The organism is Streptomyces sp. NPDC032198, from assembly GCF_040636975.1.
Taxonomy (GTDB): domain Bacteria; phylum Actinomycetota; class Actinomycetes; order Streptomycetales; family Streptomycetaceae; genus Streptomyces.
In genome coordinates this window covers 331,980-346,552 of sequence record NZ_JBEZVL010000006.1, presented here as the reverse complement: position 1 = coordinate 346,552, position 14,573 = coordinate 331,980, and the positions used below count along the sequence as shown (strand labels likewise).

The window sequence follows — 14,573 nt, the reverse complement described above, 5'->3', positions numbered from 1 at the left end:
TGCGCACCTCGAAGTTCGATGTTGATTCTGTTGATCCGTCAGGGTCCTGTGATCGTGGACCCACACCTATGCAACTTACTCACGCTTTACTCGGTTCCCGTTTCCGGGGACTAACGAGGCAGGATTGTGACCATGTCCAACACTCCCATGGCAGCGAGCCCCCTCACCCGTGCCGTACTCGAGATCGATGAGTACGCGTCCGGCCTCGGCTGGGACCGGCCCGCACGCCTCTTCGCGCTCGTCGACACGGCGCGACTGCGCTCCCAAGAACCCGGCCTCGCCAACCAGCTCGGCCTCGACAACTCCCCCGAGGAAACCGGCCTCACCCCCATCGAGCAGGAGGAGATCCCGGAGGGCAAGCCGCTGGACGAGTTCCTCGGCACCATCGCCTGGCCGGACGCCGTCGTGGGCTGCGCGCTCACGGTGGAGCGCCTGATGCTGCCGCCGTCGGCGGAGACGTCCGTCCCCGAGGGGCTCGGCGAGGCTCAGCTCGCGAAGTGGGTGGCCGAGCACCCGGACCGCCAGGAGGTCCGCATGACGGTCGCGGTGCTCCGTGACGGTGCGCGTGAATCGGCCCTGCGGCTGCGCGAGAAGGACTCGCCCACCGAGGTCCTCACCGGGTCCGACCTGGTTCCGGGGCTGGCCGAGGCGCTGGCGGCCACGTTCGCCGACTGACACCACGCGGTGCTCGTACGCGGGTGGGGTCGTCCTCACCCGCGTACGGCTGTCTGAGTGCTGCCGCTGCTTCGTCTACTTCTTGGCCGTGCACTGCGGCAGGTCCGCGGTGTCGCCCTTGCGGATGTCGTTGAGGGAGTCGACCGCGTCGTCGATCGTGTCCACCTTGACCAGCGTCAGGCCGTCCGGGATGTCCTTGGCCGCCGTGGCGCAGTTGTCCTTCGGCGTCAGGAAGTACTTGGCGCCCTTGGCGCGCGCGCCGACCGTCTTCATGCCGATGCCGCCGATCGGGCCGACCTTGCCGTTGTCCTCGATCGTGCCGGTGCCGGCCACGAAATTGCCGCCGGTGAGGTCGTTCGGGGTCAGCTTGTCGACGATGCCGAGCGCGAACATCAGTCCGGCGCTGGGGCCGCCGACGTCGGCGAGCTTGATGTCGATGGTGAACGGGAACGTGTGGTCGGTGCCCGCCTTGATGCCGACGACCGCGCGGCCGTCGTCCTCGGCCTTCTCCGTGGTGATCTTGATCTCGTCGGTCCGGGTCGGCTCCTTGCCGGCCTTCTCGGCTGCGGCTGCCTCCTTGACGGGGACGACGCTGAAGACGACTTCCTGGCCCGCCTTGCGCTTGGTGACCAGCTTGGCGACGTCCGCCATCTCCTTGACGGGCGTGCCGTCCACCTTCCGGATGACGTCGCCCGCGTGGAGCTTGCCCTCGGCGGGGCTGTCCTTGAAGACGGTGGAGACGACGACCTGGGACTTCACCGGGATGTCCAGCTCCCTGAGCGCCGCGACCTTGGCGCTCTCCTGGGACTGGCTGAACTCCTCGGCGTTCTCCTGGCTCGACTGCTGCTCGGTCTTGCCGTTCGGGTAGAGGGTGTCGTGCGGCACCACGATGTTGTCGTGGGCCAGCCAGCCGTACACGGCCTCCGCGATGTTCATGTTGTAGTCGGCACTCGTGACCCGGACCGTCGTCATGTTGAGGTGACCGGTCGTCGGATACGTCTTGTGGCCGGAGATCTGCAGCACCGGCTCGCCGCCGTGGTCGCCGAGGGTGTTCACCGTGGGCCCCGGGGACATCTCCGAGTACGGCACTTTGATGAGCACTCCGGCGCAGAGCAGCGCGATCAGCATCAGGGTGGAGGCGAGCATCGTCGCGGTGCGGCGTGGCATGGAACGACAGTACGGGACCTGCCTGTCAGTGCACCGCTGGGGCCAGTCCGTACGGGGCTCACAGGGCCCTCAGAGGCCTTCGGAGCCCGTGACCTCAGGTTCCCGAGTGGGACTTGTCCATCGCCTCGCGGAAGGCCGCGTAGCCGTTCAGCTCGCTGTGGTCGCCGGTCTTGCCGGACTTGCGGTTGCGCGCCGCCCAGCCGCCCCACAGCCCCGCACCGACAGCTGCCGCAAGCGGAATCAGCAACCAGGCAAGTGATGCCATGTCGACCTCCCGACCCCTTGAGCGACCACAACTGACTGATCAGCAGATTAACCATCCGTTGCGACAACGCTCACGCCAGGGGTCGGGTTACGCAACTGGAAGCTCTTGGGGCCAACTGGCCGGGTGGGACGGCACGAGGCCATCGGCCCGCCCGAAGCGCTCAGCAGGCGCCGACCCACTCCTCCTGGCCGTCGGAGAAGCGCTGGTGCTTCCAGATCGGCACCTCGTGCTTGAGGTCGTCGATCAGCTTGCGGCAGGCGGCGAAGGCCTCCGCGCGGTGCGGGCAGGAGACCGCCACGACGACCGCGAGGTCGCCCACCGCCAGGTCGCCGACGCGGTGGACGGCGGCCAGCGCACGCACCGGGTACTCGGCGACGACCTTCTCGGCCACCCGGCGCATCTCGGCCTCGGCCGTCGGGTGGGTCGAGTAGCCGAGCTCGTCGACGTCCGCACCCCCGTCGTGATTGCGCACGGTCCCCACGAAGAGCGCCGTGCCGCCCGCGGCGTCGTCGCCGACGGCCCGGAAGACCTCGTCCAGCGAGAGCGGTGCGTCGCGGATCGCGAGGAGCCTGACGGGGTCCTGTGCGGCCTGCTCGCCGGGGTGGTCATTCGTGGTGCGTGCCATGCGGCCATGGTGCCGCACGGCACGCACATCATGGAATAGCGCTTTCGCCCGGCACACGCGCGTGCCGGGTTGGAGCTCTCTACAGGCCCACGGGCGGGCCCCCGCCGCGTCTCAGATCCGCCGCCGCGCCTTCCGCGCGCGTCGCACCACCGCAGCGGCGCCCAGCAGCGCGACCGTCGCACCCGCGGCGCCCGCGGCCGTCGCGTCCTTGCGGCCGAGCCTGCGGCCCGCCACGGTCCGGCGTCCCGCGACCTCCTCGAGCAGCTCCGCGAGGACCTCCTCGTTGGTCCACTGCGGCCGCCAGCCCGCGTCGTGCAGCCTGCTGACGCTGACCACCCACGGGTACATCGTGTACGCGAGGTCACCGGCCGGCGAGGGAGTGAGACCGATCCGGTGCAGCCGCGCGGCGGCACCCAGGGCCACCGTGGAGGGCAGCTCCATGCGCCGGATCTCGCTGAGCTCCTCGACCTCTTCCTGTTCGAGCCAGCCGTCGCAGCCGACGGCCAGCTCCCCGTCGACCTTCTCCAGGACGGCGTACTCGAGGGCGCTGCACAGGTCCTCGACGTGGCAGAACTGCCAGGCGGGCCGCGAGCCCGCCACCACGAGCAGCCGGGGCGACTCGAAGTACCGCGTGAGCGCGGTGTCCGTGCCGCCCACCAGGATCGCCGGCCGCACCACGGTCACGTTCAGACCGGGGTGGGCCCGGGGCGCGCGCCGGGCGAGGCGCTCCACCTCCAGGAGGTCACCGACGCCGGTCGCCTCCGCGGTGGCGCGCAATTCGGAGTCTTCGGAGAGGGGCAGTTCGTTGTCGGACAGCGCTCCGTAGACCATCGCCGACGTGCAGAGCACGACGCGGTGGACACCGGCAGCGGCGGCGGCCGTCAGCACGGTCTGCGTGCCCCGCACGTTGTACGCCGTACGGGCCGCGGCGTCCGTCTCCAGGTCGAGATCGAGCGCGAGGTGGACGACGACGTCCGCGCCCCGCAGCTTCTCGGCGATGGCCGGGTCCCTGACGTCCAGGATGTGCCACTGGGCCTGGGCGCACTCGCCCCGCCGCTCGTCGATGGCAATGACCTGCTTGATCTCCTCGGACGCGGCCAGGCGCTCGGTCAGGAGCGCGCCCACGCCGGAGGCGGCGCCGGTGACGGCGACCACGGGCCCGCGGACGGGGGCCGGAGTAGAAAGGTTTCGCGCTGCGCGAACCTGTGGATCTGGGGAACTCACCAGGCGTCTCCAGCGGTTGTCTTCAGTAGATACGCGAATGACGCGTACGTACCAGGTGGCATCCATCCTGCCGCAGGCCATGAGTCGGCGGAGCACTGAGGCCCGATCCCGTCACGGTGTCTACGCTGGGTGGTGTTGTAAGGCAGCCGCCGCCGGAACCGTACCGGCGGCCTGACGAGCCGAGGAATCCCGTGAGTGACACCCCATTCGGATTCGGCCTTCCGCCGGAGGAGCCGGAGAACGGCGACGAGGGCAAGAAGAAGGACACCCCCGGAGGGGGCCAGGGCGGGGGACAAGGTTCCGGCGGCCCTGCGAACCCCTTCGGCTTCGGCCTGCCCGGCGCGGGCGGCCCCGGCGGACCCGGTGGCTCCGGCGGTGACAATCCGTTCGCCGCGATGTTCGGTTCGATGAACCCGAACGACCTGGGCGCCGCGTTCCAGCAGCTCGGCCAGATGCTCTCGTACGAGGGCGGCCCGGTGAACTGGGACATGGCCAAGGACATCGCCCGCCAGACCGTCTCCCAGGGGACGCCTGACGGGACCAAGGACGCGAGCGTCGGCCCGACGGAGCGCGGCGCGGTCGAGGAGGCCATCCGCCTCGCCGACCTGTGGCTGGACGACGCTACGTCGCTGCCCTCGGGCTCCGGCCTCGCCGTGGCCTGGAGCCGCGCGGAGTGGGTCGAGGCGACCCTCCCGGTGTGGAAGGAGCTGGTCGACCCGGTCGCCGAGCGCGTCGGCCTCGCCATGGGTGACGTGCTCCCCGAGGAGATGCAGGCCATGGCGGGCCCGCTGATCGGGATGATGCGCTCCATGGGCGGCGCCATGTTCGGCCAGCAGATCGGCCAGGCCGTGGGCGTGCTCGCGGGCGAGGTCGTCGGCTCCACCGACATCGGCCTGCCACTCGGCCCGGCCGGCAAGGCCGCCCTGCTTCCGGTGAACGTCGAGGCCTTCGGCAAGGACCTGGGCGTCCCGCAGGAGGAGGTCCGGCTCTACCTGGCGCTGCGCGAGGCCGCCCACCAGCGGCTCTTCGCCCACGTGCCGTGGCTGCGCTCGCACCTGTTCGGCGCGGTCGAGGGGTACGCCCGCGGCATCAAGGTCGACACGGCCAAGCTGGAGGACGTGGTCGGCCAGCTCGACCCGCAGAACCCGGAACAGCTTCAGGAAGCACTCCAGCAGGGCATGTTCCAGCCGGAGGACACTCCCGCGCAGAAGGCCGCCCTGGCCCGTCTGGAGACGGCTCTCGCGCTCGTCGAGGGCTGGGTGGACGCGGTCGTGCACGCGGCGGCCAAGCCCCGCCTGTCGTCCGCCGACGCCCTCCGCGAGACGCTGCGCCGCCGCCGGGCGACGGGCGGCCCCGCGGAGCAGACCTTCGCCACGCTCATCGGTCTGGAGCTGCGCCCGCGGCGGCTGCGGGACGCCTCGCGCCTGTGGGCCTCGCTCACGGACGCGCGCGGCGTGGACGGGCGTGACGGCCTGTGGGCTCACCCGGACATGCTGCCGACGGCCTCGGACCTGGACGACCCGGACGGCTTCGTGCACCACGAGCAGCTGGACTTCTCCGAGCTGGACAAGATGCTCGGCGAGGCGGCGGGCGGCTCCGCCAAGCCGGACCTCAAGAAGGACACCGAGGACGACGGCGGCACCCGGGACGACTCCGAGGGCGACAGCGACAAGTGACCCTTCACGACGACGCGGTCCTCGTACTGAAGGGCTACGAGGACCAGGAAGAGCTGCGCCAGTACTACCTGGACCATCTCGCCGCCCACCCCGAGGACGGCCTGTGGAAGGCCTGCACGGACGGCCATGTGACGGCCAGCGCCCTGGTGATCGACGCGGAGCGCGGGCGCGTGCTGCTGACCCTCCACAAGAAGCTGCGGATGTGGCTGCAGATGGGCGGCCACTGCGAGCCGGGCGACCCGACCCTGGCCGCGGCCGCGCTGCGTGAGGCGACGGAGGAGTCCGGGGTGCCGGGCCTGACCCTTCTTCCGGGTGGCCCCGTCCGCCTGGACCGGCATCCGATTCCAGGCCCCTGCACGCAGCATCTGGACGTGCAGTACGCGGCGCTCGCGCCCGCCGATGCCGTCGAGGCGATCAGCGACGAGTCCCTGGACCTGCGCTGGTTCGCGTACGACGAGGTGGCGGGGGTGGCCGACGAGTCGGTCGTACGCCTGGTGGAGGCGACGAGGGCGCGGCTCCAGGGGTGACACCACGGCGTGGGTAAGGGGCGGTCCCCATTGGCGACCGCCCCTTACGCGCGCACCGCCTCAACTCCAGACGTTGCCCTGGTTCTGCCCGCGGGCACCCTGCTGGCCCATGCCGTACTGGGCACGGGCGCCCTGCCCGATGACCGCGTTCTGGGGCGGCAGCATCTCGCTGGGCTGGACGAGGGCATAGCCCTGGCCCATGAAGCTGAGTTCCCAGCCCTCACCGGTGTTGCCGCGGCGCCGCCACACTCCGGAGGAGTGTGTCTGGGCCTGCATCTGCACCCGCAGACCGTTCGACCAGGCGACGATCGCGTCGGCGTCGGCGTTCACGTACTGGTCCGGCGTGACCTGCAGCATCAGCGGCTGCCCCGAGGTCATCAGGGCGACCTTGCCGCGGCCCGTGATGTTGAGCTGGTACTTCCCGGAGCCGGAGATGCCGTACTGGCTGTCCACCGCGATGACCTGATGGGTCAGCGACGAGTCGAGCGCGAGGACATAGCTGCTGTCCACGGTCAGGCCGTCCTGGTCCACATCCACCATGTGGATGTACTGGGCGAGGTTGGCGAGATAGACCGTGCCCTGGCCGTGGCAGCGCATGAGGTCGAGGCCCTCGCCGGTGTGCGCGCGGGCCCGCTGGTTGCCCTGGCTCTGGTACTCGGCGTCGAACTCGATCAGACCCTGGTAGGCGACCATGGCGCCCTTGCGGGCCAGGACGTCGTCGCGGCCCGCGAGGGCGACCCGCAGCAGCTGCGGGTTCTGGACGGTGTAGCGCTCCTGAGTCTGCTGCTCGGTGTGCGCGAAAAGTGGGCTCTGCATGGTGTGTTGCTCCCCCTCAGCCCCGGGCTCGGAGACGGTCGGTGCTGTCCTCGCTGGGCTGTACGACGACGATGCCCTCGCCGGAGAAGCCCATCTGATAGGCCTCGCCGCTGCCGCGCCCGATGAGCGAACCGGCCTTGAAGCTGCGCTTGCCCTTCACCTTGAGGTTCGGGGACCAGGCGATCAGGGCGTCCGGGTCGACGTACGTCTCGTCCTCGCCGCGTCCGCAGTCGACGACGATCGGGGTGCCGCGGGAGGTGAGCGCCACCCAGCCCTGGCCGGAGATCTTGATGTTCCACAGGCCCTGACCGGCGAACTTGGCCATGCCCTTGACCCGCTCGACGCCCCACTGCAGGGACGTGTCGAAGGCGAGCAGGTTCGTGCCGTTCACCGAGAGCGAGTCGCCCGCCAGATTGATGACGACGACGTCGGCACCGTAGTCGGCGAGATAGAGCAGGCCGTCTCCGGAGCACTTCATCAGAGGCGCGCCCTCGCCGGTCATCCACTCCCGCGCGATCTGCCGCACGGCGGGCGGGTTGGGCTCGTACTGCACGAACCCTTCGTAGGCGACCATCGAGCCCACGCGCGCGAGGAGGTCGTTTCCGGTCTGCATCGCCACCTTGAGCATGTGGTGGCCGTGGTTCTCCATACGGGCGGCGACAGGCGCCGGGGCAAAGCCCACGAGTTGCTGATTCATGACGGGCTCCCTCAGACCTCGAACGGCTGGACGATGATGAAGTTCCCGGGCGCACCCCGGAACTGGAGGTTCACGCTCTCCCCCGTGGAGCCCGCGTACGCGTTGCTGCGCGCCCGGACCTGGCTGGAGACGATCGCCTGGGCCGCTGCCGACCAGGCGACCACGGCGTGGCAGTCGGCGAACGTCGTGGGCGTGACGGGCAGGACGACGGGCACGCCGTGCGTCTTGACGATGACCGTGCCGCTGCCCTGGAACTGCATGACGAACAGCGCGCCACCGGGGATGCCGTGGCCCTCGATCCTGCGCACCTCGTGCTGGAGCGACTCGTCGAACGCGAGGACGTTCTCCGCGGAGACGCAGATCGCGTCCCCCTGGAGCTCGATGGGGTGCAGATGGGTGGCTTCCTCGGCGAGGAAGACCTGGCCTCGGCCGGAGCAGCGCATCAGCTGCATCTCCTGGCCGGTCGCGTTGCCCACGACGCGGCCCGCGAAGCCCGCGCCCTTGTAGCTGAACTCGACCTTGCCCTGGTAGAGCACCATGCTGCCCTGCCGGGCGAGCACGGCCTGCTCGCTGACGCCGAGGTCGACGCGGACCAGCTTCTCGTTCTGCTGCGTCCAGCGCTGCCCGGTGGGGGCCTCGCGGTACGCGGCGAGGGCCGCTGCCACGCCGCCGGCCTGCGGAGCACCCTGGGGGGCACCGGCTCCGTACGGGGACGGGGCGGCGGGCTGACCGGGGAACTGGCCGGGGGTCTGCTGGCCGTAGCCGGGAGGCATCGGGGCGCTCGGCTGCTGGCCGTAACCGGGTGGCGGGGGCGCCGACTGACCGGGGACCTGGCCGAACTGCGGCTGCTGCGGCTGCTGGCCGGGCTGACCGTACGGCGCGGGGGCCGGCGGGGGCGGCACGGTGCCGCCCTGCGGCGGGGTCATCGGCGCGATGATCGTCTGCGCCGCGTGCACCGACGGGTCGGGGGCCGGGGCGGGCGGCGGAGTGGCGCCCTGCGGCGGCGCGAAGTTCTGGGCGGGCGCGGGGGCAGGGGCAGGGGCGGGAGCCGGGGCCGGGGTCTGCGCGGGTGTCGCCGGAGCTCCGAACGCGGGCGGCGCGGTGGCCTGGGCGGGCGGCGCGAACGACGGGGCGCCGGTGGCCTGCGGTGCCTGCGGCGCGGGCTCTTCCTCGGCGACCTCGCCGCCGAAGTTCTTCAGGAGCGCGTCGAGACCGCCGTCGAAGCCCTGGCCGATCGCGGCGAACCGCCAGACGTCCTTCAAGTAGAAGTCGCCCAGCATCACGGCACGCTCCGTGGAGAACTCGGCGCCGTTGAAGGAGTAGCGGGCCACTTCCTCGCCGCCGGCGACGATCCGGATGTACCCGGGAGCGACCTGCGACATCTGTCCTGCGCCGTCGATCGTCGCGGTGAACGACAGCTTCTGGATCTGCGCCGGGATCCGGTCGAGCGTGACCCGGAAGGACTCGGTGTCGCCTGCCTGCGCGCCGAGGAGCTGGATGGACTCCTCGGGCGACTTCGGCTGGTTGAAGAAGATGAAGTAACTGTCGTCCGACAGGCGCTCGTCCGCGTCCAGGCCGAAGCAGCTGATGTCGAAGCTCAGCCCGGGGGCGGAGATCTGCACACCTACGTACAGATCGGTCCCTGCGGTGAGGTCACTGATCTTGGCCTTGTGGCCGCGTTGGAATTCCCTGGCCATACGTAACGACCGTCCCCCATCCCGAATGTAAATGCGTCGCGTCAGGCTAACCGCAATCTCTGACAGCGGACCAAGCCGGTACAGACCCGGTACACAACCTCCGCGCCCGGCGGAAGTTCACTCGTCGCGGGCGGCGGGCAGATGGGGCAGTCGGTCGGCCGCGACCACACCTTCGAGGTACCCGCGAGCCCGCTCCGTACGGGGATAGGCCTCGAGGAGCTGCCAGAAGTCGGGGCCGTGACCGGGGACGAGGAGATGCGCGAGCTCGTGGACGAGGACGTAGTCGACGACGTACTCGGGCATGCCCTGCAGCCGGTGCGAAAGACGGATGCTGCCCTCCGACGGGGTGCAAGAACCCCAGCGGGTGTTCTGGTTCGTGACCCAGCGAACGGACGTGGGCCTGGCCCGACCACCGAAGTGCTGCTCGGAAAGGCGCTCGGCGCGCTCGGCGAGCTCCGCGTCGCCCAGGACCCGCTTGCTCTCCTGGGCCGCGAGCTTGTCGAGCATGACGTTGACCCAGCGCTTCTCCTCGGCCTCGGACATCCGGGCGGGGATGAGCACGACGGTGCGATCGCCCTCTCGGTACGCGGAGACCGTTCTGCGGCGGCGGGCGCTCCGTCTGACCTCGACCGCGCTCGTCCCCGAGCCGGGTGACGGCGGGCTGGTCGTGCTGCGCTGTGGGTTTCCGGCGCGGTGCAGTGGGTCGGCGGGCACGCCCCGACGTTACCCGCTGGGTGTGGGGGAAGTCCCGCCTCCGGGACGGTTCGGCGGGGTATCGCTCCCCGCGCGATCGATTAGTACGACGAATACCCCCTGCCTGTGGACAACGTTCCGCGACTGTTCGCCGGGGCGGGCATTCTGGCTGATGACCGGTGATGCGGACGGGGACGGAGCCGGCGAGACACGGGGGACGAAGACCATGCATCCGATCTTGAAGCCGGCGCTGCGGCGCGGCTGGCGCGATCTGAACACGATCCAGTTCGGCGTGGCGCCCGCCCATGCCCTGGTGCTCGGACCGGTGGACACGGCGACGGGCAGCTTTCTCCAGCTCCTGGACGGGACGCGCGGGCTGCCGCTCCTGCGTGCCGAGGGCAAGCGGATGGGCCTGCCCGGCGATCACGTGGACAAGCTCGTGCGGCGGCTGTCCAGAGCCGGGCTCCTCGACGACGCGACGGGCGGCGGCGCGGCGGCCGACTCCCTGCGCAGGAGGACATCGGCCATGGACCGGCTGCGCCCTGATCTGGCCACCCTGTCGGTCGTGACCCGCGAACCGGGGGACGGGATGCGGAGGCTGGCGGCGCGTCGCGCGATGCGGGTGCAGGTGCGGGGAGCGGGCCGGGTGGGGGCGGTGGTGGCTTCGGTCCTCTCCGGTGCCGGCGTGGGGCAGGTCGACGTGCTGGAGGGAGGGGTCGTCGAACCCTGGGACGTGGCGCCGGGCGGCCTGCCCGCCGAAGCGGTCGGCGACCGCAGGGACGCGGCGGCGCGGCGGATCGTGCGGCAGTCGGCTCCGGACCGGCCGCCCCGCCGGGGCCGGAAGGAAGCGGGGGTGCCGGTCGAAGGTGAGCCGGGTCTCTCTCTCGTGATCATCGCCCCGCGGGACGGCCTCGCCGTGCACGCGCCCGACCCGCTCACCGCCGAGCCGCTCGTCGCATCGGGGACGCCTCATCTCTATGCGGGGGTGATCGAGGGAACCGGAGTGGTGGGGCCGCTCGTCTTGCCGGGGACGACAGCCTGCGCGAACTGTCTGGCACTGGATCGCGCCGACCGGGATCCGACCTGGCCGCGCATGCTGGCGCAGTGGCGTTCGGGACGCGCGCGCCATGTGCACGCCTGCGATCTGGCGCTGTCGACCACCGTCGCCGGCCTCGCCGCGGCGCATGCCCTGGCCTTTCTGGACGGGGCGGCACCGGCGAGTGCGGGGGTCCGCTGGGAGGCGTCCGTGCCCGGATTCGACTGGCATGCACGGCCGGTGCCACCCCATCTCACGTGCCCGTGCGGGGCGGGTGTGGTGGATAAGGGGGAACACCCCGTCGGGGACGAGGAGCCGCACGACACAATGGCCGGGTAACCGCCTGCGAGGGCGCGGCTGTCTGGGACTTGGAGGGGCGCATGTCTGATCTTCCCCGGAAGGCGGTAACCCGTACCGCCAAACTGGCCGCGCTGCCACTTGGCTTCGCCGGGCGGGCGACCTGGGGGCTCGGCAAGCGGATCGGGGGCAAGTCGGCGGAGATCGTCGGCCGCGAGCTGCAACAGCGCACGGCGGATCAGCTGTTCAAGGTCCTCGGCGAGCTCAAGGGCGGGGCCATGAAGTTCGGCCAGGCTCTGTCGGTCTTCGAGTCTGCGCTGCCGGAGGAGGTCGCGGGGCCCTATCGCGCCGCGCTGACGAAGCTGCAGGAAGCGGCTCCACCGATGCCTACCCGCACCGTGCACGCCGTGCTCGCGGAGCGGCTCGGCGAGGACTGGCGCGAGCTGTTCCTGGAGTTCGAGGACAAGCCGGCCGCCGCCGCCTCGATAGGCCAGGTCCACCGGGCGGTATGGGCGGACGGGCGCGAGGTCGCGGTCAAGGTGCAGTATCCGGGGGCGGGCGAGGCGCTGCTCTCGGACCTGAACCAGCTCAGCCGGTTCGCCCGGCTCCTGGGGCCGCTGATTCCGGGCATGGACATCAAGCCGCTCATCGCGGAGCTGCGCGACCGGGTCTCCGAGGAGCTCGACTACAGCCTGGAGGCCCAGGCGCAGCACGCGCACGCCGAGGAGTTCGCGGACGATCCGGATGTCGCGGTACCCGATGTGGTGCATCAGTGCGAGCAGGTCCTGGTGACCGAGTGGATGGACGGGATTCCACTCTCGGACGTGATCGCGGACGGCTCCCAGGAGCAGCGGGACCGGGCGGGACAGCTCCTTGCCCGCTTCCTCTTCTCGGGTCCGGCGCGTACGGGCCTGCTGCATGCCGACCCGCATCCGGGCAACTTCCGTCTGCTGCCCGACGAGAAGGACGGCTGGCGGCTCGGGGTTCTCGACTTCGGCACGGTGGACCGGCTGCCCGGCGGGCTCCCGCCGACCATCGGCCGCTCGCTGCGGATGACGCTCGACGGCGAGGCCGACGCGGTCTACGCGATGTTGCGCGAGGAGGACTTCGTCCAGGAGTCCGTGGAGCTCGAACCGGACGCGGTGCTCGACTATCTGCTGCCGATCATCGAACCGATGCTGGTGGAGGAGTTCACCTTCACTCGCGGCTGGATGCGCGGCCAGGCCGCGCGGGTGGCCGATCCCCGCTCCCCCGCCTATCAGTTGGGCAAACGGCTGAATCTCCCGCCGTCGTATCTGCTGATCCACCGTGTGACGCTGAGCACGATAGGGGTGCTCTGTCAGCTCGGGGCGACGGTGCGGATGCGGGACGAGCTCGAGGAGTGGCTGCCGGGCTTCCTGGAGGAGGAGCCCGAGGAGCCCGAGGAGCAGGAGCAGGAGCCTCAGGAGGAAGACCCGGCGGCCGAGGCCTGAGGTCCGGGACCGGCCGTCACCACCCGGTGGGCGTCACCACCAGGAGGAGTCGAGCCTGGACTCGATGGCTCTGAGGTTCTCGCGGGCGCAGGAGTCGCAGAAGTAGTGACGGGCGCCGTTCTCCACGGAGCAGGTCCAGGTGGGCGGCGCGCCTTCGGCGACGGTGCCGCAGCGGGAGCACACGAGATTCTCGGCATTCTCGCTGCCCGCGGGCTGAGGAGTCTGCTGGTCCACCCGGCGACCATATCGCCGCTCCCGGAGGTTCGCCCGGCACAACGCACCGCGGGGGCCGGTCCGTTCGGACCGGCCCCCGCGGGCATCGTGGTGAAACTCCGTCAGCTCCGTCAGTCCGTCAGCTCCGACAGCTCTGTCAGCTTCGTCAGTGCGTCTGACGGCTCGTCACTGCATGACGGCCATGGCGAGCGCGCGCCTGGCGCGCAGCGACGCGCGCTCGGCGCGGCGCTGCATCCGACGGGCCGCCATCACACGGGCGGCGGGGCGTTGGGCCTCGGCCTCACGCATGCGTTCGTGCATATGCGCACGAGCCAAGGCTTCTGGGATGAGTTGCATCTCGCGGGTCCTGTTCTGACGCGAGTCGTTCGCGCCGGTGGTGGTGAAGTCCGGGGTGGCGGAGCCTGCGGGCTCGGCGGTGGCTGCCTTCATCGGGGCCTGCTTCTTGGGGTCGTGCGTCAGGGGGCGATCGATTGTTCCGGCGGTGTTCATGCGGCGACCGGGTTCTTGCGCGGACGGCCACGCGGACGCTTGCGGGCAACGACCACACCCTGGACGAAGAGCTCGCCGCCCCAGACGCCCCACGGCTCACGCCGCTCCTTGGCGCCGGCCAGGCAGGCCTCCATCAGCGGGCAGGTACGGCAGAGGGACTTGGCGTACTCGACGTCGGCGGGCGACTCGGCGAAGAAGACCTCCGGGTCGTAGGCACGGCACGGGACGGGTACGCCGAGGTTCTCGATGGCGTCGTCGAGCGCGGTGAGCGCAGTGAGGGGAGTCAAGGTCGGGTCCTCCGTGGGAGCGGGCGGGGGGAGAGTCTCTGAAGGCGGTACGGACGGGGCGTGCGCTTCGAGTTGCACGGTGGTGTTTTCCTCGTCTGGTCGTGCCGGCCTGGGTCGGCCGGTTGGCGGCTGGTACCGGGTCTTGCTCGGCCCCTTCGCTCCGTCATCCCGTTTTGGGGAAAACAGAAGGGCCGCGGATCCCGGGTGGGGTTCCGCGGCCCTGAAGGCGCCGGTCTGATCGAGGATCAGACTGGATCACTCCAGGGTTCGAGCCCACGGAAGGCCCACATCGTGTGGTGCTGGTGCTGCTTCGTCTGCTTCTTGGATCCGGCACCGGCTGCGGCAAAGGCATAGGCCTGCGCCTGTGCCGTCACTACTGCTTCCGGTGCCTTGGTCGCTCGTCCGCTGCCTTCATTGACCTCACGCATCGGCTGCACGTTGAGAGCGGTGCGAGCGTTCCGCGGGAGGGACAGAGGCAGGACGGAGGACTCCGGACGGACGGCGGCGGCAGCGATGCCACCGGACAGACCGGTGCCCAGGTTCGAGAAGCCGAGCAGGCAGGAAGCGACGACCGAGCGATCGGTCATTTTCACGGTGCTGATGAAGCTCTCGTTGATGCTGATCACTGGAATCGCCTCCTCTCGGCGTCTATGGGATCGGTCGGGACCGATCCTGCGGGCTATTAAGTACAGCACG

The 14,573-nt window shown here is 70.6% G+C and carries 17 protein-coding genes; 5 read left to right on the top strand and 12 right to left on the bottom strand.

Annotation, left to right across the window (positions count from 1 at the left end; genetic code table 11):
- Window positions 1–132: 132 nt before the first annotated feature.
- Window positions 133–675 carry a PPA1309 family protein gene (locus AB0E78_RS18290; RefSeq protein WP_361833377.1) on the top strand — a complete coding sequence of 181 codons (543 nt, stop codon included), beginning with the start codon at window positions 133–135 and terminating at the stop codon, window positions 673–675.
- A gap of 75 nt (window positions 676–750) precedes the next feature.
- Here AB0E78_RS18290 and AB0E78_RS18285 read toward each other — a convergent pair whose 3' ends face one another.
- The 4 genes from AB0E78_RS18285 to AB0E78_RS18270 all read right to left on the bottom strand — a co-directional run bounded on the left by AB0E78_RS18285 (window position 751) and on the right by AB0E78_RS18270 (window position 3,956).
- Complete coding sequence (locus AB0E78_RS18285; RefSeq protein WP_361833375.1) at window positions 751–1,842, bottom strand: PDZ domain-containing protein; 1,092 nt, start codon at window positions 1,840–1,842, stop codon at window positions 751–753.
- A 94-nt stretch (window positions 1,843–1,936) separates the two neighbouring features.
- Window positions 1,937–2,107: a hypothetical protein gene (locus AB0E78_RS18280; RefSeq protein WP_361833374.1), complete on the bottom strand. Its 171-nt coding sequence runs from the start codon at window positions 2,105–2,107 to the stop codon at window positions 1,937–1,939.
- Window positions 2,108–2,267: 160 nt separating this feature from the next.
- Window positions 2,268–2,732 (bottom strand): molybdenum cofactor biosynthesis protein MoaE, encoded by a 465-nt coding sequence (locus AB0E78_RS18275; protein ID WP_361833372.1) that lies wholly within the window; start codon window positions 2,730–2,732, stop codon window positions 2,268–2,270.
- Between the two features lie 111 nt (window positions 2,733–2,843).
- Entirely contained in the window at window positions 2,844–3,956 is a 1,113-nt protein-coding gene (locus tag AB0E78_RS18270; RefSeq protein WP_361833370.1) for an SDR family oxidoreductase, read from the bottom strand.
- Between the two features lie 191 nt (window positions 3,957–4,147).
- Between AB0E78_RS18270 and AB0E78_RS18265 the strand changes: the two genes are divergently transcribed.
- Both AB0E78_RS18265 and AB0E78_RS18260 read left to right on the top strand, forming a co-directional pair.
- Window positions 4,148–5,632, top strand: coding sequence for a zinc-dependent metalloprotease (locus AB0E78_RS18265; RefSeq protein WP_361833368.1), 1,485 nt, complete (start codon window positions 4,148–4,150; stop codon window positions 5,630–5,632).
- The gene (locus tag AB0E78_RS18260) at window positions 5,629–6,159 is read left to right on the top strand and encodes an NUDIX hydrolase (protein WP_361833366.1); all 531 of its coding nucleotides are present in this window, start codon (window positions 5,629–5,631) and stop codon (window positions 6,157–6,159) included. The genes AB0E78_RS18265 and AB0E78_RS18260 overlap by 4 nt, the downstream gene beginning before the upstream one ends.
- A 60-nt stretch (window positions 6,160–6,219) precedes the next feature.
- On the opposite strand, the gene AB0E78_RS18255 is transcribed toward AB0E78_RS18260, so the two are convergent.
- The 4 genes from AB0E78_RS18255 to AB0E78_RS18240 all read right to left on the bottom strand — a co-directional run bounded on the left by AB0E78_RS18255 (window position 6,220) and on the right by AB0E78_RS18240 (window position 10,083).
- Window positions 6,220–6,975 carry an AIM24 family protein gene (locus AB0E78_RS18255; protein WP_361833364.1) on the bottom strand — a complete coding sequence of 252 codons (756 nt, stop codon included), beginning with the start codon at window positions 6,973–6,975 and terminating at the stop codon, window positions 6,220–6,222.
- A gap of 16 nt (window positions 6,976–6,991) precedes the next feature.
- Complete coding sequence (locus AB0E78_RS18250) at window positions 6,992–7,672, bottom strand: AIM24 family protein (RefSeq protein ID WP_361833362.1); 681 nt, start codon at window positions 7,670–7,672, stop codon at window positions 6,992–6,994.
- Between the two features lie 11 nt (window positions 7,673–7,683).
- A complete protein-coding gene (locus AB0E78_RS18245) occupies window positions 7,684–9,369 on the bottom strand; it encodes a TerD family protein (protein WP_361833360.1) in 1,686 nt (561 codons plus the stop codon).
- Between the two features lie 117 nt (window positions 9,370–9,486).
- On the bottom strand, window positions 9,487–10,083 hold the full coding sequence (locus AB0E78_RS18240) for a M48 family metallopeptidase (RefSeq protein ID WP_361833358.1): 597 nt from the start codon (window positions 10,081–10,083) through the stop codon (window positions 9,487–9,489).
- Window positions 10,084–10,288: 205 nt separating this feature from the next.
- Between AB0E78_RS18240 and AB0E78_RS18235 the strand changes: the two genes are divergently transcribed.
- Both AB0E78_RS18235 and AB0E78_RS18230 read left to right on the top strand, forming a co-directional pair.
- Window positions 10,289–11,437: a ThiF family adenylyltransferase gene (locus tag AB0E78_RS18235; protein ID WP_361833356.1), complete on the top strand. Its 1,149-nt coding sequence runs from the start codon at window positions 10,289–10,291 to the stop codon at window positions 11,435–11,437.
- Between the two features lie 41 nt (window positions 11,438–11,478).
- On the top strand, window positions 11,479–12,867 hold the full coding sequence (locus tag AB0E78_RS18230) for an AarF/ABC1/UbiB kinase family protein (protein ID WP_361833354.1): 1,389 nt from the start codon (window positions 11,479–11,481) through the stop codon (window positions 12,865–12,867).
- Between the two features lie 33 nt (window positions 12,868–12,900).
- On the opposite strand, the gene AB0E78_RS18225 is transcribed toward AB0E78_RS18230, so the two are convergent.
- From AB0E78_RS18225 to AB0E78_RS18210, 4 genes are all read right to left on the bottom strand, one after another.
- Window positions 12,901–13,101 (bottom strand): hypothetical protein, encoded by a 201-nt coding sequence (locus tag AB0E78_RS18225; RefSeq protein ID WP_361833352.1) that lies wholly within the window; start codon window positions 13,099–13,101, stop codon window positions 12,901–12,903.
- A gap of 165 nt (window positions 13,102–13,266) precedes the next feature.
- Complete coding sequence (locus AB0E78_RS18220) at window positions 13,267–13,590, bottom strand: hypothetical protein (protein ID WP_361833350.1); 324 nt, start codon at window positions 13,588–13,590, stop codon at window positions 13,267–13,269.
- On the bottom strand, window positions 13,587–13,955 hold the full coding sequence (locus AB0E78_RS18215; protein ID WP_160507109.1) for a WhiB family transcriptional regulator: 369 nt from the start codon (window positions 13,953–13,955) through the stop codon (window positions 13,587–13,589). The genes AB0E78_RS18220 and AB0E78_RS18215 overlap by 4 nt, the downstream gene beginning before the upstream one ends.
- A 167-nt stretch (window positions 13,956–14,122) precedes the next feature.
- Window positions 14,123–14,503 (bottom strand): hypothetical protein, encoded by a 381-nt coding sequence (locus AB0E78_RS18210; RefSeq protein WP_361833348.1) that lies wholly within the window; start codon window positions 14,501–14,503, stop codon window positions 14,123–14,125.
- Window positions 14,504–14,573 lie beyond the last annotated feature (70 nt).

Excerpts from the sequence above, each read along its gene's own strand:
- AB0E78_RS18275 (WP_361833372.1), bottom strand. The coding sequence starts at position 2,732 with ATGGCACGCACCACGAATGACCACCCCGGCGAGCAGGCCGCACAGGAC.
- AB0E78_RS18255 (WP_361833364.1), bottom strand. The coding sequence starts at position 6,975 with ATGCAGAGCCCACTTTTCGCGCACACCGAGCAGCAGACTCAGGAGCGC.
- AB0E78_RS18235 (WP_361833356.1), top strand. The coding sequence starts at position 10,289 with ATGCATCCGATCTTGAAGCCGGCGCTGCGGCGCGGCTGGCGCGATCTG.
- AB0E78_RS18245 (WP_361833360.1), bottom strand. The coding sequence starts at position 9,369 with ATGGCCAGGGAATTCCAACGCGGCCACAAGGCCAAGATCAGTGACCTC.
- AB0E78_RS18280 (WP_361833374.1), bottom strand. The coding sequence starts at position 2,107 with ATGGCATCACTTGCCTGGTTGCTGATTCCGCTTGCGGCAGCTGTCGGT.
- AB0E78_RS18220 (WP_361833350.1), bottom strand. The coding sequence starts at position 13,590 with ATGAACACCGCCGGAACAATCGATCGCCCCCTGACGCACGACCCCAAG.
- AB0E78_RS18290 (WP_361833377.1), top strand. The coding sequence starts at position 133 with ATGTCCAACACTCCCATGGCAGCGAGCCCCCTCACCCGTGCCGTACTC.
- AB0E78_RS18230 (WP_361833354.1), top strand. The coding sequence starts at position 11,479 with ATGTCTGATCTTCCCCGGAAGGCGGTAACCCGTACCGCCAAACTGGCC.
- AB0E78_RS18285 (WP_361833375.1), bottom strand. The coding sequence starts at position 1,842 with ATGCCACGCCGCACCGCGACGATGCTCGCCTCCACCCTGATGCTGATC.
- AB0E78_RS18250 (WP_361833362.1), bottom strand. The coding sequence starts at position 7,672 with ATGAATCAGCAACTCGTGGGCTTTGCCCCGGCGCCTGTCGCCGCCCGT.